The organism is Flavobacterium sp. FlaQc-48 (genome assembly GCF_044007335.1).
Taxonomy (GTDB): domain Bacteria; phylum Bacteroidota; class Bacteroidia; order Flavobacteriales; family Flavobacteriaceae; genus Flavobacterium.
In genome coordinates this window covers 118,397-136,386 of the sequence record NZ_JBIPCR010000010.1, presented here as the reverse complement: position 1 = coordinate 136,386, position 17,990 = coordinate 118,397, and the positions used below count along the sequence as shown (strand labels likewise).

Here is a 17,990-nt window from a genome sequence, read left to right as displayed (position 1 = left end):
CGATAGTTACTGCTAACTATCGGGCTTTAAACATTCTGTAATTAAGGCTGTTAATTTTTAGTAAACGGAATAGTTTGTCCATTTTCTAAAATAATCATATCAAATCCTGTTTTTGCATCATTAAATTTAAATTTTAATCCCGCACTTTTAGACTGAAATGTATCTTTTTCGTTCTCAACAGGAACTACTGAAAACTTAGGAAAATTAGTAATCTCTACATTGAGTGTACTGTTTTTTTCTGTAAAATCAATTTTCAATGGCGCTCTTGAAGTAGAATAAGCTCCTACATAACCATCTAAAATTACATCTTTCTCTATGCTGCCTTTTCCTGCTGTCCATATATTGTTTCCTTCATTATTGTCTGGAAAAATATGATCCGGGTCAAGTGTTATACTTTCAATCTCTTCAGTAGAATTATGTTTAAAAGTCCATACACTATTACGCTGCCAAACTTCGACAGGTAATTTTACCCTTGAAACTTTTCCGCTTTTTGTTTTCACATCTAAAATAACCGGCATGGCCATTTTATCGAAATTTTCAATAGTGATAGCTACTCCTTTTGCAGGATCATTTTTGATGTATTTAATTGAATTAATACCCTGATCAAAGCGCCAGTTGTTTACAAACCAACTTCTCCAAAACCAGCTTAAATCCTCACCCGCAACATTTTCCATAGATCTAAAGAAATCATCCGGTTGTGGATGCTTATAAGCCCAACGCTCTATGTAAGTACGGAAAGCAGTATCAAAACGTTCTTTTCCTAATACTTGTTCTCTCAGGATTATCAAAGCTGTGCTTGGCTTAAAATAACACAACATACCAATATTAGCCTCCTTCATATTATCCGGAGAACTCATTACAGTTTCCAGATCAGGCCTTGTAAAAGATTCTGCTCCTTTATGAAAATCTGTTGGAGCTTCTACATATTCCCCTTTATTAAACTCTGCGGTGCTTAATGAATTGATAAAAGTATTAAAACCTTCATCCATCCAACCAAATAACCTTTCATTTGAACCTACAATCATAGGAAACCAGATATGGCCAAATTCATGATCTGTAACTCCCCATAAATCTTGCCCTTTTGATTCCCATCCGCAAAAAACAATTCCCGGATATTCCATTCCCCCCTCGTTTCCGGCAACATTTGTGGCTACCGGATAAGGGTATTCAAACCATCTTTTAGAATAATTTTCAATTGCCGCTTTTACATATTCAGTAGAACGTCCGTAAGCACCCTCTCCTGCACTTTCTACAGGATAAGCTGATAAAGCCAGGGCTTTTTTACCACTTGGTAAATTAATCTTTGCTCCGTCTAAAATAAAAGCAGGTGATGATGCCCATGAAAAATCACGTGCATTTTTTATTTGATAATGCCATGTTTTTAGTCCTGAAGCATTTGCGTTTGCAGTAGCAGCAACTTCTTCGGCAGAACGTATCGATACCGTTTTATCACTTAAAGAAGCTTCTTTATAACGTTTAAATTGTTCCGCCGGCAGCACTTCGGCCCCATTTAGCAATTCTCCTGAACCCACAACAAAATGATTGGCAGGAACTGTAAGTTTTACATCAAAATTACCGTATTCCAAGTAAAACTCAGAAGCTCCCAAATAAGGCGCCGTATTCCATCCTTTTACATCATCATACACACACATACGTGGATACCACTGTGCAATAGTGAAAATTTTTCCGTTTTTCGTTTCTAAAACTCCCATTCTGTCAGATCCTTCAAAAGGAGCTATGAATGAAAATTCTATCCTGATTTTTACTGCTCCTCCTTTTGATGCCAATACTTCGGGAAGAAATATCTGCATTCTGGTATCTGTAATAACGTATTTGGCTTCAACCTCGGTCGTTTTCTTTCCAGTCGTAATTACTTTTACCGATTTTATCTTATTTCCTCCATCAAAAACCTGACCCTGAGCGCCATTACGGCTTCCTGTTAAAGGCACAACGGAATTTCCTCTGGAATCTTCTTTAAATAAATTTTGATCCAGATTCAGCCACACAAATGACATTTTATCCGGACTGTTATTGGTATAGGTTATTTCATCTGTACCAATAATTTCATTTGTAGTTCCGTTTAACTTTGCTGTTATCTGATAATCAGCTCTGTTTTGCCAGTATTCAACTCCAGGCTGACCGCTGGCAGAACGCGTTGGTGTTCCGTTCTTTGTATAAAAATTGGGACCAAACGCATCGTGGTAATTATAATTATTGACTGGATTTACTGCTGTTGCTGCAGGCTTTTCCTGCGCCCAAACAGAAGAAATTCCAACAAACAAAGCCATGGTTAATAAGGCTCTTGAGGATTGTATTTTCATATTTTTTAGCTGTTTATGTAGCAAATTAATGAAAAAAAAAGCTATTTAGAGAGAAAACAAGAATCATAAATTGAATTTTAGCAAAATTTTATCAAAAAAATATTTTGAAGGATTTTCTTAAAAAACTAAAATTTATCAAATATATTTACATCAATCTAAAATTAACCCATTACAATCTTAAACATTTTGAACACAACTATTTCAAATTCAGTATTAACCGCTAGTATAAACCATTCCGGGGCTGAATTATTTTCATTAAAAGACAATCAAAACAAAGAATACATCTGGGAAGGGAATCCTGATTTCTGGGGAAAGCATTCTCCGGTACTTTTTCCGATTGTGGGAACTTTAAAGAATAATACTTATACAATTGACGGGAAAGAATATCACTTAACCAGACATGGATTTGCACGTGATATGGAATTTGAATTAATTGCTAAAACTGAAAATAGCGCTACTTTTTCATTACAATCCAATGAAGAAACATTAAAAAAATATCCTTTTGAATTTGAACTTCAACTTATTTACACTCTTGAAGAGGCTTCATTACGTATTGAATACAAAGTAATTAATAAAGCTGCTGTAAAAATGCCTTTTTCAATAGGAGCTCATCCGGCGATAGCTTTACCTGAAAAGTTTAAAAACTATGCTTTTGAATTTGAAAAAGAAGAAACTTTAAAATACTATCTTTTAGAGAATGATTTAATTTCTAACAATACCCGGGTTTTAGAAACCAGTCATAATTTGGTTCCTTTAGATTATAAGTTATTCGAGAATGATGCTTTGATTTTCAAAACATTAAAATCAAATTCCCTTACTATCCTGGAAAACTCTAAACCTTATGTAAAAGTTGATTTTGAAGATTTTCCGAGTTTAGGAATCTGGACTAAAGATCAGGCGCATTTTATTTGTATTGAACCTTGGCTGGGCTATTCTGATACCGCTGAAAATTCTGGAGATTTATTTAAAAAGGAAGGCATTTTAACTTTAGAAGCCAATCAAACTTTTCATTCAAAATTTAGTATAAAAATAGTATAATCAAAAAATGTTAGAATTTAACTTTACTCCGTTCCCTGTAATAGAAACAGAACGTTTGCTTTTAAAAAGAATTACAAACGATGACGTCAATGAGGTTTTCGAATTACGTTCGAATCCGGAAACCATGAAATATATTCCACGCCCATTACTCAAAAATAATGAAGATGCCCTGGAGCATATTGCCATGATTGAAGATAAAATTGTAACAAATATTGGAATCAATTGGGGCATAACTCTAAAAGACAATCCAAAACTTCTTGGTATTATTGGATTTTACAGAATACAGCCGGAACATCATCGCGCAGAAATTGGCTATATGTTATTGCCTGAATTTCACGGAAAAGGAATTATTCCGGAAGCATTAAAAACACTCATTGATTACGGGTTTAACAAAATGAAACTACACTCAATAGAAGCCGTTATTGATCCTGACAACTATGCTTCGGAAAGAGTCTTACAAAAACTTGGTTTTATAAAAGAAGGCCATTTTAAAGAGGTCGAATATTTTGAAGGCCATTTCTTAGACAGTGTAGTTTACTCATTACTAGAACCTAAGTAATTTCACGTATCTGATTCAAAAAACATTCCTGTTAAATTAAAGTATTTACATAATAGTAATTAATGGTTTACGTTATATTTGCACGCGAAATAAGTAATGAAGCCTTATTTTACCCCACGAAATCCCCACTATTATGAAAAAATTTTTGATTCTAACTGTTCTTTTCTTTTCGATTCAATCTCAAAGTCAAACTTTTATTAAGTTCAATGCTGCTACGGCTTTGGTTGCGATACCTAATGTTGGTATTGAAACCAGCATTGGAGAAAAAATGACTTTTAGTGTAGATGTAATGGCTTCTTTCTGGCAATCTTTTAATGGACATAGTCCTATGGAATTTTATACGCTAACTCCTGAAGTACGTTATCACTTTAAAGAAAAATACAACGGTTTTTATGTAGGTGGTCATGCTGGTCCTGATATGTACAAAATTCAAAAATGGAATTACTGGGATACCAACAAATACGAACATGGTTTTGGTTACCGCTTAGGTGTTACGGTTGGGTACAACATTAAATTAAGTGATAAATTTTTACTGGATGTTTTTGCCGGAGCCGGATGGCATCAGGGCTTTTATCATGGATATTACAATGATGGAACTCCGGGAAGATATGAAAAAGCTCCAAATTGGAACAAAAGCGGCGAATGGCTTCCTTACCGTGGCGGTGTTATGATTTCCTACAAGTTGTAATTACTTCGCAAATTTAGGGAGCGATTTTAGATATAAATCTTCTACTTTTTTACGGGCCCAATCGGTTTTTCTTAAAAAAGTTAAACTTGACTTGACACTTGGATTTGAAGTAAAACATTTTATCGGAATCAATTCTGCTAAAGTATCAAAGCCATAATGGTCAACTAATGCTTCTACTATTTTTTGAAGTGTAATTCCGTGAAGAGGATCTTTTGACTGACTTTCCATATTTATATATTTTAAAATAATACTAAAAGACCGTACTTAAAAAAGTGCGGTCTTTTTTGCAAAACTAACGAATTGACCTAAAACAATTCATTAAAAATTTAGAATATGAATTTAAATCCAAAAGAAAGTGGAGAAGTTAAATTTGGTGCACTTCCTTTTAAGGCGGTATTATAATACGAATCAACATTGGCTACATGAGCTAATCCAAAATTAGTTACTGTAGTTTTTTCGCCCGTTTTAGGATCCAGAGTTGTAGAGGTAAAGTTAGCCAGGTCATAAGAAAACTCAACTGAGAAATTCTTGGTTACAAAATAATCAAATCCTCCTGATAAAGCTAATCCCGCCTGAGTTACTTTTAATTCACTCTCTTTTTCTTTTCCGGTAATAACAGGCAATGCCAATTGTCCGAAGAAATATAAAGAACCGGCAACATTCCAATATTTTCTTGCTAATGGCTCAATAACAATCAAATCTGTTTTTGCTGCAGTTCCGGCATCCGAATCTGCTTTAATATTAATATATCCTATACCTGCGCCCACCGCAACCGAAGGCGTAACAAATGTTCCTACAATTGGCAATACTGACAAACTGGTATTCTTTACATCAGCAGTTTTTGTTTGCTGATAACCAAACTGAGATGTGGCAAACCAAGCTCCTTTTAACCCTTGATTAGAATCTTGTGCTTTTGCAGTTAAACCAATGAACGCAATACTTACGAATGTTAAAATTTTTTTCATTTCTAAGTTTATTTTTTAAATTATTTAACAAACTTAGTAGTAAGCTTTACGTTCAAAAATGATTTAAATCATAGATTAAAAAAAATCTTTAATTATCTTTGAATGCCAAAGTTTTTCAATTTTGTTTACATTTGCATTTATGTTAAAAACAGTCAACATACTTAATAAAAGAGCTCGATTTGATTATGAGATAATCGACACTTATACTGCCGGAATTGTATTAACCGGAACCGAAATTAAATCGATTAGATTAGGGAAAGCGAATATCACAGAAAGTTTTTGTGAATTCAGCAATTTAGAACTTTTTGCTATTAATACCTATATTGAAGAATATTCGTTTGGAAATCAGTTTAATCACAAATCACGAAGTGAACGAAAATTGCTTTTGAACAAAAAGGAATTAAAAAGCCTTCATAAAAGTGTTCAGGCAAAAGGGTTAACTATTGTTCCCCTAAAATTATTCACCAACGAAAAAGGATTAGCAAAATTACAAATAGGCCTTTGTAAAGGAAAGAAAAACTACGACAAACGTGAGTCTCTCAAAGAACAGGATACAAAACGTGATTTAGACCGAATTAAAAAAGCTTTTAATTGATGTAAGAACGGTACTATTTAAAGAATTATTGCTATTTTTACTACAAAAATAAAATATAATTATGAAAAAGTACTTCATTATTTTCATCGCAAGTCTTGTAATAACAAGTTGTGGCAGTAATACTTCTATTGTGAATAGCTGGAGAGATCCTAAAATAACCGTTGCACAGGAACATTTTAAAAAAGTTCTGGTTGTCGCCCTGCTAAAAGATGAAGCTTCAAGAAGGGTAACAGAAAATAGAATTGCCGCCAGTAATGAAATTTTTAAAACTTCTTATCAATACTTAAACGAAACTACTAAACAACTTACTCAGGAGCAAAAATTAAAAATATTGCAGGATGAGAATTTTGATGGTGTCATTACTTTACGCTTAGTAAGTACCGAAAAAGAAACGAATTATGTTCCAGGCACTTACACAGGAATGTATTATGGCGGATTTGACGGCTTATATAGCGGAATGTATGGTTATGGTTTTGGAAATTGGTACGGAATGTACTCTCCCAGCTTTTATGATCCCGGATATTATCAGGAAACTACTTCGTATATGGTAGAAACTAATGTTTTTTCATTAAAAGAAAACAAACTGATCTGGACAGGAACAACAAAATCAGATTATGTCACCGACCTGGGCACTACAGTAGATGCAATCATGCAGGCTGTTGTACAGGAAATGAGAAAAGATGGCTCTCTTCCTCCAAAAAGTAAAATATAAAGAATAAAATATAATGTAATAAAAAAGCAATATTTAAAAATATTGCTTTTTTATTACAACCAAAAATGACAAATTCCGTCAAGACAATTTAAAGCATTAAAAAAATGAAAACACTTCTTAAAAATGCAAGAGAGCAAAAAGGATTAAAAACTCGTGAAGTGGCACAAATTCTGGGGATTGATCAGGCATTAATAAGCAAATTTGAATCAGGAACGCGAAAACCAACCAGAGAACAGATCTCAAAACTTTCGCAACTTTTGGAGATTGATTTTGAAACCTTAATGATTGTGTGGCTAAAAGAAAAGATTCTATATGAAATTGGAGATGATGAATTTGCCTTAAAAGCCTTAATGGTAGCAGAACAGGAAATTAAATACAATAAAACTGTTTCAAAATTAAAAATTTCTAAAACGTTGGAAAATCTTTTGAAGGAAATTGATCTTCTAAAAGCAAAATTAGACAGTTATCGTCAATATGACAGCTATAGAATTACCCAGGCTTTAGAATTAGAATATACTTTTGAAAGTAATCGAATTGAAGGAAATACAATGACACTTCGTGAAACAGATATGGTTATTAATGAAGGATTGACCATTTCAGGCAAAAGTATGCGTGAGCATCTGGAGGCAATTAACCATCACGAAGCAATTGCTTTCATTAAAGATTTAATACAAAGAAACGTTTCATTAAACGAACGTGATCTTTTATCAATTCATAATTTAATATTACGTGGGATAATTCCGGAAGATGCGGGCCGTTACAGAAAAGTACAAGTTATGATAAAAGGCAATATACATACACCACCACAACCTTTTATGATTGCCAAGGAAATGGAAGATTATTTCATTTGGTACGAAACCAATAAAAATAAAGTACACCCTATTATTTTAGCGGCCGAAATGCATGAAAGACTAGTGACAATTCATCCCTTTATCGATGGGAACGGAAGAACTTCCCGTTTGGTAATGAATTTAATTTTATTGCAAAAAGGATATATAATCGCCAATATTAAAGGAGATTATGATAACCGTATGCTGTACTATCAAACTTTAGAAACCGCTCAGATCAAAAATGACAAAGAAGACTTTTTGCTCTTTGTTGCTCAAATCGAAAAAGAAAACTTAGAACGATATATTGGTATTATTGCTCAATAAAACAAAACCCACTATTAATTAGTGGGTTTTGTTTTAATTTTTATCTTCTAATAAAGGAACAAATCGAAACTCTCCAAACTCATGTTTTTCAAATTGCGTTTCGTTTTTACGAATTAATAAAGTCATAATCTGAACATCTTCCCCTAACGGAATAACCAGCCTTCCTCCTATTTTAAGCTGTGCCATTAAAGGCTGCGGAATAAATGGTGCGCCAGCCGTAACAATAATACTGTCAAACGGTGCATAACTTGGTAAACCTTTGTAACCATCACCAAAAGACAAATGCTTAGGACGAATATTTAATTTTGGAAATAAATTTGAAGTCGTTTTAAATAATTCATTCTGTCTTTCTACGCTAAAAACCTTAGCACCAAGCATACATAAAACTGCCGTCTGATACCCTGAACCGGTACCAATCTCCAGGATTTTATGTTCTTTTTTAACTTCTAATAGCTGCGATTGAAAAGCAACGGTGTATGGCTGTGAAATGGTTTGACCAGCTCCTATAGGAAATGCCTTATCCTGATAAGCATAATCTTCAAAACTTGAATTCAGAAAAAGGTGTCTTGGGATTTTTTTTATCGCATCCAAAACCGCTTTATCCGTAATTCCTTTTTGTTCTAAAGTACTTACTAATTGATTACGAAGTCCTTGATGTTTGGCAGTGTCTTTCAAAATGGGTAGGTTTTATTTTGGCAAAAATAAGAAACAAAATAGGAAATCAAATATTGATTTTTAATTATTAAATCGCTAAATCTTTATTGCATTCACTTTTACTTTCAACAAATAAATTATATTTTTGTTTAAAATACATTCTCATGTTAAAAGTAGGAGTTTTGGGTGCTGGTCATCTTGGTAAAATACATTTACGCTTATTACAACAATCTGACAAATACGAATTAGTTGGATTTTACGACGAAAATCAGGAAAATGCCGAAAGAATTTCAAAAGAGTTTGGCTATAAAAACTTCAGCACAATTGCAAAATTAATCCACGCTGTGGATGTAATCGATATTGTAACTCCAACACTTTCACATTACAAATGTGCTAAAGTAGCAATCAAATCAGGAAAACACATTTTCATAGAAAAACCAATTGCCAACACTGTTGATGAAGCTGAAGAAATTATTGCTTTAGCTGCAGAATATAGCGTAAAAGGTCAGGTTGGTCATGTAGAACGCTTTAACCCGGCGTTTATTGCTACAAAAAACATGATCGAAAATCCGATGTTTATAGAAACACATCGTCTGGCTGAATTTAATCCGCGTGGTACAGATGTTCCTGTAGTTCTGGATTTAATGATTCATGATATTGATGCTATCTTAAGTGTCGTTCATTCAAAAGTAAAAGACATTCATGCCAGTGGCGTTTCTGTAATTAGCGAAACTCCCGATATTGCCAATGCCAGAATTGAATTCGAAAACGGCTGTGTAGCCAATTTAACGGCAAGCAGAATTTCGATGAAAAATATGCGTAAAACACGTTTTTTTCAAAAAGACGCTTACATTTCCGTTGACTTTTTAGAAAAAAAATGCGAAGTAGTACGTATGAAAGATGCTCCTGAAATCCCCGGAGATTTTGATATGATCCTGCAAAATGCCGAAGGAGTAAAAAAACAAATCTACTTTACCAATCCGGATGTGGAACAAAACAACGCTATATTGGATGAATTAGAATCATTTGCAAATGCAATAAATACTAATACAACTCCAGTAGTGACACTTGAACAAGCAACTGATGCTTTGAGAGTAGCCTATCAAATTATTGATTGTTTCGATAAATAATTGAACGTTTTTAAAAATAAAATTAGCCACGAATTCACGAACCAATTGGTGAATTCGTGGCTAAATCATAAATATAATATCTAATATAAAATGAAAACTATAGCTGTAATTGGTGCTGGAACAATGGGCAACGGAATTGCTCATACATTTGCACAAAGTGGTTTTGTTGTAAAACTTATTGATGTTTCTGAAAAATCACTAGACAAAGGAATGGCAACAATTGCCGCCAATTTAGACCGTATGTTGTCTAAAGGAACTATCACTCAGGAAGAAGTTGCCAAAACAATCACCAATATTATTACCTATACGGATATTAAGGACGGTGTTGTTGGCGTTGATCTGGTTGTGGAAGCTGCTACAGAAAATGTAGAGCTAAAGCTCAATATTTTCAAACAACTAAACGAAGCCTGTTCCCATAATACTATTTTAGCAACAAATACTTCTTCCATATCCATTACACAAATTGGGGCTGTAGTATCACATCCTGAAAGAGTTATCGGAATGCACTTTATGAATCCGGTACCAATTATGAAATTAGTCGAAATTATTCGTGGTTACAATACCAGCGATGAAGTCACTAAAATCATTATGGATTTATCTGAAAAATTAGGAAAAACTCCGGTTGAAGTAAATGATTACCCAGGTTTTGTAGCAAACAGAATCCTGATGCCTATGCTAAATGAAGCTATTGAAACGTTATACAACAAAGTAGCCGGCGTCTATGAAATCGATACGGTAATGAAATTAGGAATGGGACACCCAATGGGACCACTTCAATTAGCTGATTTTATTGGTCTTGATGTTTGCCTTGCTATTTTAAACGTAATGTACGAAGGTTTCAAAAACCCCAAATACGCACCTTGCCCCCTATTAGTAAATATGGTTAGAGCAGGAAAATTGGGTGTAAAATCCGGTGAAGGTTTTTATGATTACAGTGAAAGTAAAAAAGCAGAGAAAATCTCTAAGCAATTTATCCTTTCATAAAAAAGAAATACCATGTCGATACAATCGAATTTAAATACAATCAAAACAAGTTTACCGGAACATGTAACTCTCGTTGCCGTTTCTAAAACTAAACCTGTTTCTGATTTAATGGAAGCTTATGAAGCTGGTCAGCGCATTTTTGGAGAAAACAAAATCCAGGAAATGGCTGATAAGCACGAAGAAATGCCAAAAGATATTCAATGGCACATGATTGGTCATGTTCAAACAAATAAAGTCAAATTTATGGCACCATTTGTGAGTTTGATTCATGGCGTTGATAGTTTGAAATTATTGCAGGAAATCGACAAACATGCTTTAAAAAATAATAGAATAATAGATTGTCTGCTTCAAATATATATTGCCGAAGAAGAATCTAAATTTGGTCTGGACGAAAACGAATTAAACGAATTATTATCTTCATCAGAATTCAAAGAGATGAAAAATATTCGTATCTTAGGATTAATGGGAATGGCAACATTTACAGAAGACCAAAACCAGATTAAAAAAGAATTTACACATTTAAAATCTATTTTTGATTGCATTAAATCATTGCAATGTGAAAACTGCAATCTGAATACCATTTCAATGGGAATGTCAGGAGATTACCAACTTGCCATAGAATGCGGAAGCACAATGGTTCGCATTGGAAGCAGCATTTTTGGAGGAAGATAAATTTTTCAATATCAATTGCAAAAATCAATATCAAATTTTAAAAGCATAAATCAATAATGTAAATAGAAAAAATATTCAATTTTGAAGATCGATTAGTTCGATTTGCAGGAGAATGCATTTTCTTTACAAGACAATTAGAAAGATTATTTGAAAATGAATATTATAAAAATCAATTCATTAGATCATCCGGAAGTGCTTCCTTAAATTTTGGAGAAGCACAAGGTACAATAACTGACAAAAATTTTATTTTTAAAGTTTCATTAGTGATAAAAGAGTTGAAAGAGTCCAGAAACTCATTAAAAATTCCAGATTATAGTAAAGAAAGAAGGAGATAGCGATAAAAGAAGCAAACTTCTAATTGAAGTAGAACAACTTATTGCAATTTCCTCAAAAATGATAATAAATAAAAAATAATTCAATTACAATGACAATGGCAATTACAATAACAATTTTCAAAAATTGAAATTGATTTTTGAAATTGATATTGCCATTGATTTTTGAAATTGACATTGAAAATGTACGCAATACTAGACATAGAAACCACTGGAGGCCAGTTTAATGAAGAAGGAATTACCGAAATTGCCATCTATAAATTTGATGGACATGAAGTAGTAGACCAATTCATTAGCCTTGTCAATCCCGAAATTCCGATTCAGCCCTTTGTGGTGAAATTAACCGGAATCAATAATGCTATGTTGCGTTCTGCACCAAAGTTTTTTGAAGTAGCAAAAAGAATTATTGAAATCACTTCTGATTGCATTATCGTGGCACATAATGCTTCATTCGATTATCGAATTCTAAGAACCGAATTTAGACGTTTAGGATATGATTTTGAAGCCAGAACCCTTTGTACAGTTGAACTGGCAAAAAAATTAATTCCGGAACAGCCTTCTTATAGTTTAGGAAAATTAGTTCGCGCACTCGGAATTCCAATGGCAGACAGACATCGTGCCAGCGGAGATGCAATGGCAACAACCAAGTTGTTTAAAATGCTTCTCGAAAAAGACTTAGAAAAAACAATCGTAAAAGATTTTATAAAATTAGAAGTTGAAAAAGGAATTGCGCCTAAATTTTTAGACATTTTAACACAAATGCCTGCTAAAACCGGTGTTTATTACATTCACAATCAAAACAGTACTTTAATATACATTGGCAAAAGCCAAAATATCAAAAAAAGGGTCAACCAGCATTTTACAGGAATCACAACAAAAAGTAAAAAGATTCAGGCGGAAGTTTTTACCATTACGTATGAAGAAACGGGAAGTGAACTAATCGCTCTTTTAAAAGAAAGTGAAGAAGTAAAAATAAACCGTCCCAAATACAACCGCTCACAGAAAAAAACCGTCTTTCCGTTTGCTGTTTATGCAGAAAAAGATACTAATGGTTATTTAAATTTAAAGCTTGAAAAAGCCGACGGCCGTAAAAAAGAAGTTACATCGTTTGCCTCTTTACAAGAAGGCAAAAATGCACTCTTCAAATTCACGGCAAAATATCATTTGTGTCAAAAATTAACCGGATTATATCAAACCAAAAAAGAATGTTTTCAATATAAAATTAAGGAATGTGATGGTGCCTGTATGGGTGAAGTCAGTCCGGAAATTTACAATTTAAGAGTACAGCAATTTATAGCCGAAAATAGTTTCGAAAACAAAAGCCTGATTTTGCTGGACAGAGGCCGAAATGTAAATGAAAGAAGTGCAATATTAATCGAAAACGGAATCTATAAAGGGTATGCCTATTACGATCTTAATTATCAAGTTACCAATATCGAAATCCTGAAAAATATTTTAATCCCAATGCAGCACAACCGTGATGTTAAAAATATTATCCAGAATCACATTCGCAAAAGCAAGTCCCTTAAAATACTTCATTTTTAACACATCAAAACTTTCATTACCTTCGTGGATATGAAAAAAATAAAATCAAAATACGAAATTTTCAGAGAACAAATCAAAATCATCTTATATGGCACCAACACCATTTTAGGAAGAATGTTCGATTTAGTTTTACTGGGGTTGATATTATTGAGTGTTATTTTGATTATGATGGAAACGGTTCAGGGAATCAACCAAAAATACCATACACAACTTCTTATTTGCGAATGGGTCATTACCATATTCTTTACAATCGAATATATTTTAAGAATCATTTCGATTCAAAAACCCGTTAAATATATTTTTAGTTTCTACGGAATCATTGATTTAATGGCGGTAATGCCCATGTACTTGTCTATTTTTTTTCCGGGAGCAAGCATTTTATCTATTGTCCGGGCGTTACGTTTTTTCAGATTATTCAAAATACTGCACATCCCGCAAATTTCCCATCAATCAGTACAACTTCGCGAAGCGATTGAAGCCAGTAAAGAAAAAATTCTGGTTTTCATTTATTTTGTACTCATTAGTACCGTTATTATTGGTTCGATAATGTACCTGATAGAAGGTAAAGAATCCGGTTTTACCAGTATTCCTATGGCTATTTACTGGACAATTGTTACCCTGACAACAGTAGGCTATGGGGATATTTCCCCTCAAACGCCCCTGGGGCAATTTGTCGCGGCATTAGTTATGATCCTGGGTTATGGAATAATAGCTGTTCCAACCGGAATTGTAACGGCTGAATTCGCAAAAAGCAGTCTTAAAAATAATGCTGTCAGCACCAGTAAAATATGCAAAAAATGCAATTCGCAGGTTCATTTTGACAGCGCTAAATATTGTTACCAATGCGGAACAGAATTACCTGCTAATTAATTTAAGAAGCTATTTTAGATTGCACAGCACAACTCCTATTTATCTTTATTACTTTTTTAAGACATAAAAGGAGCTTCTAAAATAGCTCGTTTGTCCAAAAAAACTAAAATATACAAGTCCGGAGTTTTTACTTTCATCCGGATTAAAAAAATATGAAACACTTAATAACCATCGTCGGACCAACAGCAATAGGCAAAACAGCCTTGAGTATTGCTTTGGCTCAACATTTTAAATGCGAAATCGTATCTTGTGACAGCCGTCAATTTTTTAAAGAAATGACCATTGGCACAGCAGTTCCAAATCAGGAAGAATTGAATTCAGCCAAACATCACTTTATTCAAAACAAATCTATTTTTGAAAATTATACTGTTGGTGATTATGAAAAAGAAGCTTTGGCTAAAATAGAAGAACTTTTTCACAACAATGATTTTGTCATTCTTATTGGTGGTTCAGGATTATATGTAGATGCTATTCTAAAAGGTTTTGATGAATTTCCTGAAATTAACCCCCTAATACGTTCTGAAGTAAATTCAAACTATGAAAAACTGGGAATAAACTACTTGCAGGAACAATTACAAAACTTAGATCCTGACTATTACCAAAAAATAACAGTCGAAAATCCGCAAACGCTTCAAAATCCACAACGAATGATGCGTTTTGTAGAAGTTTGTATCGGAAGCCAAAAACCATACTCTTCTTTTTTAAATCAGAAGAAAAACAACAGAAACTTCAATCCTGTTTTAATTGGATTAGATGCTGACAGGCCAGTCATTTACAATAGAATTAATCAACGTGTAGATCTTATGATGAATGAAGGTTTATTGGGAGAAGCACAGACATTGTATCCTAATAAATCGTTAAATGCGCTCCAAACGGTGGGTTATAGAGAATTATTTAGTTATTTTGACGGAGATTTCTCTCTGCCTTTTGCCATCGAAGAAATCAAGAAAAATACCCGACGTTTTTCCAAAAGACAACTGACCTGGTTCAAAAGAAACGAGGCCACTAAATGGTTTGATTACGCTACCCCAAAAGCCAAAATCATTTCATTTATTGAATCTAAAATATAAAATCAACCATTTAAAATATAAAATTACCAATGCCTATATCACCCAATTTTACATCCGTTTTAAGCAAAGACTGGGAAATCAATTTTACACAATGTACACCTACAGGTTTTTTAAAATATACTGATTTATGCAATATTTTACAATTAACCGCTGCAGCACATTCTGAAGTTGGAGGTATCAGTTTTTTTGACATGCAGGAATTCCACCAAGCCTGGGTCCTAAGCCGTATGCGAGTTGAAGTAACTGCTTTACCAAGATGGCAGGATATTGTAACCGTAAAAACATGGATTAACAGTTTAGAAAATTCCCGCTCTGTTCGTGCACTTGAAATGTATGTAAACGGGGAAAAAATAGTAGGTTGCGAAACCTATTGGGCTGTTTTTAATACCCAATCACGTCGCCCGGAAGCTTTAGCTTTACCGTTTGAACATTTCGAATTATTTCCTGAAAACAGGGCTACAACCGAAGGATTTTCTAAAATCAACATCAATCACGAAAAAGAAGCCGTTTTCGAAAAAACAGTTTATTTATCAGATTTAGATATCGTTAATCATGTAAACAATGTCAAGTATTTAGAATGGTGCCTGGATCATGTCGATGAAAAACGAATCTTAAAACAAGAAGTAAAAAGTTTTGAAATGAATTTCATGAAAGAACTTTCGCTAAAAGATAATGTAGTCATTCATGAAAGCGAAGATGATGATCATACCACAGCAACATTCAGTATTACAAAAGGTGAAAAAACCTGTTTTGCGTTAGAATTACACTGGAAATAAATTGCCCACAAATTTTAAATTTAAAATTCGTGAATTCGTAGCTAAAACACTTTGAACTAATAAAAAAACGATGCGGTCCTAATTGAACCACATCGTTTTTGTTTTATCAGCATCACTTTGATTTCTTTTCAGAATCTTTTTTCGATTTCTTTGGGTTCTTTTTATTTTTCAACAAATCAATCTTGCCCTTTATTCTTTTTTCTACTTCCGTAATATCCGATTCAAAAGCAAATTGTAGTGTATACAGTTTTGCATTTTTAATAGCTGTCAACGCCTCTTTAAATTGAAGTTGCGCTTCTAAAAGAATGGCCTTTTTTACATAGATTTCAGATTTATTTATTCCTTTTATCGTCAAAGCAAAATCAATAAGCTTTTGCGCTTCTTTATAATCTTGATTCAAAATTAAAGTCTGAATATAATGTGGATATACTTCAAGCGCCTGTATATTTATAGCCAAAGCATCCTGAAAATAAGATTTCGCCTCTTCATAATTCATTAATTGTTCTGCCTGAATTCTTCCATACAAACACAAAACCATGGTGTTTTTTGTATCATAAGAAAAAGCATAGTCTAAGGATTCTATAGTTTCTTCAAGCGAATAGGGATAATTATCCAAAGCCTGAAAAAGGTATTTATCAATTGTTTTCATTTCGTAAATCGTTTTTTAATTTCTGACGGGTCCCTTTGTAACTTTTCTCCACTTTATTCTTTTTAAAGTCAGACCCGCTAAAAACTCTCACAGGATTACCTCGCTGAATATTCAGTTGATTTTCCCATTGTTTTTCCACATGATTTTTAAGCTGTTGCAAAGTTTCGCCTTCTAATTTTTTTAATAATCTTTCTGTTGCCAGTTTTTTGTTTTGGTGTTGCGAACGGCTATCCATGGCCACAACTGCAATTCCTGTTGGAATATGAGTGGCTCTAATAGCAGAACTTACCTTATTGACATGTTGCCCGCCCGCACCGGAACTGCGCATTGCCTGATACTGAATATCATTTTCTGAAATAGACGCATTTTTTTGCGGTTCAATTTCAAATATGCCAATAAACCAGTTTTTACGTTTGTGCATTTTCCTAAACTGACTCTGACCAATCCATTGAATTGTACCTATCCAGGAATTCGCGAATATTGCAGCGTTTTGTCCTTTTACAGCAATTGTCGCCGTCTCTACCGTTCCGTTTTCCGAACCAACCTCTCTTTGAAGCAAAGTAGTTTCTAAACCTTGCTCCTGCGCTTCGTCTAATACTTTTTTAAGCACTTGGGCAACCACCCAAGTGCATTCTGCTGGTCCGCGACCAGCTGTTATCTGAATTATTTTTTCCATTTTTCTAATATTTTAAGAAGCTTTTCTCTGTTCTTAGCTTCTTTTATAAATTGTGGTAAACAAGAGACTAAACTTGAATTATAGTTTACTTTTGAATTTCGTTCTCTCAAACCAGCTTGAATATACCTTTCTAAATAATGAATATGATCATAATTATAAGCCCAAAAAATATTTCCGTTAAATTCCTTTTGAAACCAAAGAGGAAAATTATAATATTGCTCTTTAACTAAACCGTCTTTGACTTCTAAATTCTGCAAAACCTTTTTTACTTTTGGTTTCCAATCTTCCTGAAAGTTACAATTTGGGCATTTTGCTTTGTATTTTTCTGGTCTTTCTTTTAATAACTGAGACTCAAATTCATATTGCTCGTAACAATTATTGCAATACGGATTTCCATATGCTATGTATTGATAAACCGGTTTTTCAAGTTTATAGTAACAATGTTTACATTCAAAAACTTTAGTCTGACAATATCCACATTTACACTCTGCCACAGGTTCTTTTTTAACCACCGACTTAGAATCACATTTAGGACATTTTACTAAAATCTCATTAGCAAAACTTCCTAAAAATTTATTTTCATCCTGAAACCTTTTCATA

The 17,990-nt window shown here is 33.4% G+C and carries 21 protein-coding genes; 14 read left to right on the top strand and 7 right to left on the bottom strand.

What is annotated here, in order from left to right:
• Window positions 1–50: 50 nt before the first annotated feature.
• Window positions 51–2,321, bottom strand: coding sequence for a M1 family metallopeptidase (locus ACHRWY_RS16575; protein ID WP_395356162.1), 2,271 nt, complete (start codon window positions 2,319–2,321; stop codon window positions 51–53).
• A 186-nt stretch (window positions 2,322–2,507) separates the two neighbouring features.
• On the opposite strand from ACHRWY_RS16575, the gene ACHRWY_RS16570 reads away from it, so the two are divergent.
• The 3 genes from ACHRWY_RS16570 to ACHRWY_RS16560 all read left to right on the top strand — a co-directional run bounded on the left by ACHRWY_RS16570 (window position 2,508) and on the right by ACHRWY_RS16560 (window position 4,606).
• The gene (locus ACHRWY_RS16570; RefSeq protein ID WP_395356160.1) at window positions 2,508–3,359 is read left to right on the top strand and encodes an aldose 1-epimerase family protein; all 852 of its coding nucleotides are present in this window, start codon (window positions 2,508–2,510) and stop codon (window positions 3,357–3,359) included.
• A gap of 7 nt (window positions 3,360–3,366) precedes the next feature.
• Window positions 3,367–3,918 (top strand): GNAT family N-acetyltransferase, encoded by a 552-nt coding sequence (locus ACHRWY_RS16565; protein WP_395356158.1) that lies wholly within the window; start codon window positions 3,367–3,369, stop codon window positions 3,916–3,918.
• Between the two features lie 133 nt (window positions 3,919–4,051).
• On the top strand, window positions 4,052–4,606 hold the full coding sequence (locus ACHRWY_RS16560; protein ID WP_395356156.1) for a DUF3575 domain-containing protein: 555 nt from the start codon (window positions 4,052–4,054) through the stop codon (window positions 4,604–4,606).
• Here ACHRWY_RS16560 and ACHRWY_RS16555 read toward each other — a convergent pair whose 3' ends face one another.
• Together ACHRWY_RS16555 and ACHRWY_RS16550 are read right to left on the bottom strand one after the other, a co-directional pair.
• The gene (locus ACHRWY_RS16555; protein ID WP_395356155.1) at window positions 4,607–4,834 is read right to left on the bottom strand and encodes a VF530 family DNA-binding protein; all 228 of its coding nucleotides are present in this window, start codon (window positions 4,832–4,834) and stop codon (window positions 4,607–4,609) included.
• A 98-nt stretch (window positions 4,835–4,932) separates the two neighbouring features.
• Window positions 4,933–5,571 (bottom strand): hypothetical protein, encoded by a 639-nt coding sequence (locus tag ACHRWY_RS16550; protein WP_395356154.1) that lies wholly within the window; start codon window positions 5,569–5,571, stop codon window positions 4,933–4,935.
• A gap of 139 nt (window positions 5,572–5,710) precedes the next feature.
• Here ACHRWY_RS16550 and smpB point away from each other — a divergent pair, with 139 nt between their 5' ends.
• The 3 genes from smpB (at window position 5,711) to ACHRWY_RS16535 (ending at window position 8,032) form a co-directional block, all read left to right on the top strand.
• Window positions 5,711–6,166 carry an SsrA-binding protein SmpB gene (smpB, locus tag ACHRWY_RS16545; protein ID WP_395356153.1) on the top strand — a complete coding sequence of 152 codons (456 nt, stop codon included), beginning with the start codon at window positions 5,711–5,713 and terminating at the stop codon, window positions 6,164–6,166.
• A gap of 61 nt (window positions 6,167–6,227) precedes the next feature.
• Window positions 6,228–6,878 (top strand): hypothetical protein, encoded by a 651-nt coding sequence (locus ACHRWY_RS16540; protein ID WP_395356152.1) that lies wholly within the window; start codon window positions 6,228–6,230, stop codon window positions 6,876–6,878.
• Between the two features lie 104 nt (window positions 6,879–6,982).
• A complete protein-coding gene (locus ACHRWY_RS16535) occupies window positions 6,983–8,032 on the top strand; it encodes a Fic family protein (RefSeq protein WP_395356151.1) in 1,050 nt (349 codons plus the stop codon).
• A 33-nt stretch (window positions 8,033–8,065) separates the two neighbouring features.
• Here ACHRWY_RS16535 and ACHRWY_RS16530 read toward each other — a convergent pair whose 3' ends face one another.
• Window positions 8,066–8,707 carry a protein-L-isoaspartate(D-aspartate) O-methyltransferase gene (locus ACHRWY_RS16530; protein WP_173973188.1) on the bottom strand — a complete coding sequence of 214 codons (642 nt, stop codon included), beginning with the start codon at window positions 8,705–8,707 and terminating at the stop codon, window positions 8,066–8,068.
• 143 nt (window positions 8,708–8,850) lie between these two features.
• Between ACHRWY_RS16530 and ACHRWY_RS16525 the strand changes: the two genes are divergently transcribed.
• The 8 genes from ACHRWY_RS16525 to ACHRWY_RS16490 all read left to right on the top strand — a co-directional run bounded on the left by ACHRWY_RS16525 (window position 8,851) and on the right by ACHRWY_RS16490 (window position 16,065).
• Complete coding sequence (locus ACHRWY_RS16525) at window positions 8,851–9,816, top strand: Gfo/Idh/MocA family protein (protein ID WP_395356149.1); 966 nt, start codon at window positions 8,851–8,853, stop codon at window positions 9,814–9,816.
• Between the two features lie 90 nt (window positions 9,817–9,906).
• Window positions 9,907–10,800: a 3-hydroxyacyl-CoA dehydrogenase family protein gene (locus ACHRWY_RS16520; protein ID WP_041518720.1), complete on the top strand. Its 894-nt coding sequence runs from the start codon at window positions 9,907–9,909 to the stop codon at window positions 10,798–10,800.
• Window positions 10,801–10,812: 12 nt separating this feature from the next.
• The gene (locus tag ACHRWY_RS16515) at window positions 10,813–11,472 is read left to right on the top strand and encodes a YggS family pyridoxal phosphate-dependent enzyme (protein ID WP_395356147.1); all 660 of its coding nucleotides are present in this window, start codon (window positions 10,813–10,815) and stop codon (window positions 11,470–11,472) included.
• Window positions 11,473–11,534: 62 nt separating this feature from the next.
• On the top strand, window positions 11,535–11,807 hold the full coding sequence (locus ACHRWY_RS16510; protein ID WP_395356259.1) for a four helix bundle protein: 273 nt from the start codon (window positions 11,535–11,537) through the stop codon (window positions 11,805–11,807).
• 180 nt (window positions 11,808–11,987) lie between these two features.
• Complete coding sequence (locus tag ACHRWY_RS16505) at window positions 11,988–13,349, top strand: exonuclease domain-containing protein (RefSeq protein ID WP_395356146.1); 1,362 nt, start codon at window positions 11,988–11,990, stop codon at window positions 13,347–13,349.
• Window positions 13,350–13,379: 30 nt separating this feature from the next.
• Window positions 13,380–14,219 (top strand): ion transporter, encoded by an 840-nt coding sequence (locus ACHRWY_RS16500; RefSeq protein WP_395356145.1) that lies wholly within the window; start codon window positions 13,380–13,382, stop codon window positions 14,217–14,219.
• A gap of 152 nt (window positions 14,220–14,371) precedes the next feature.
• Window positions 14,372–15,289 (top strand): tRNA (adenosine(37)-N6)-dimethylallyltransferase MiaA, encoded by a 918-nt coding sequence (gene miaA, locus ACHRWY_RS16495; protein ID WP_395356143.1) that lies wholly within the window; start codon window positions 14,372–14,374, stop codon window positions 15,287–15,289.
• A gap of 29 nt (window positions 15,290–15,318) precedes the next feature.
• On the top strand, window positions 15,319–16,065 hold the full coding sequence (locus tag ACHRWY_RS16490; protein WP_395356142.1) for an acyl-[acyl-carrier-protein] thioesterase: 747 nt from the start codon (window positions 15,319–15,321) through the stop codon (window positions 16,063–16,065).
• Window positions 16,066–16,177: 112 nt separating this feature from the next.
• Here ACHRWY_RS16490 and ACHRWY_RS16485 read toward each other — a convergent pair whose 3' ends face one another.
• Genes ACHRWY_RS16485 through ACHRWY_RS16475 form a run of 3 tightly spaced genes read right to left on the bottom strand, consistent with a single transcriptional unit; the run spans window position 16,178 to window position 17,989 of the window.
• Complete coding sequence (locus ACHRWY_RS16485; protein WP_395356140.1) at window positions 16,178–16,714, bottom strand: hypothetical protein; 537 nt, start codon at window positions 16,712–16,714, stop codon at window positions 16,178–16,180.
• Window positions 16,701–17,390 carry a peptide chain release factor H gene (prfH, locus tag ACHRWY_RS16480; RefSeq protein WP_395356139.1) on the bottom strand — a complete coding sequence of 230 codons (690 nt, stop codon included), beginning with the start codon at window positions 17,388–17,390 and terminating at the stop codon, window positions 16,701–16,703. The genes ACHRWY_RS16485 and prfH overlap by 14 nt, the downstream gene beginning before the upstream one ends.
• Complete coding sequence (locus tag ACHRWY_RS16475; RefSeq protein ID WP_395356138.1) at window positions 17,378–17,989, bottom strand: hypothetical protein; 612 nt, start codon at window positions 17,987–17,989, stop codon at window positions 17,378–17,380. The genes prfH and ACHRWY_RS16475 overlap by 13 nt, the downstream gene beginning before the upstream one ends.
• Between the last annotated feature and the right edge of the window lies 1 nt (window position 17,990).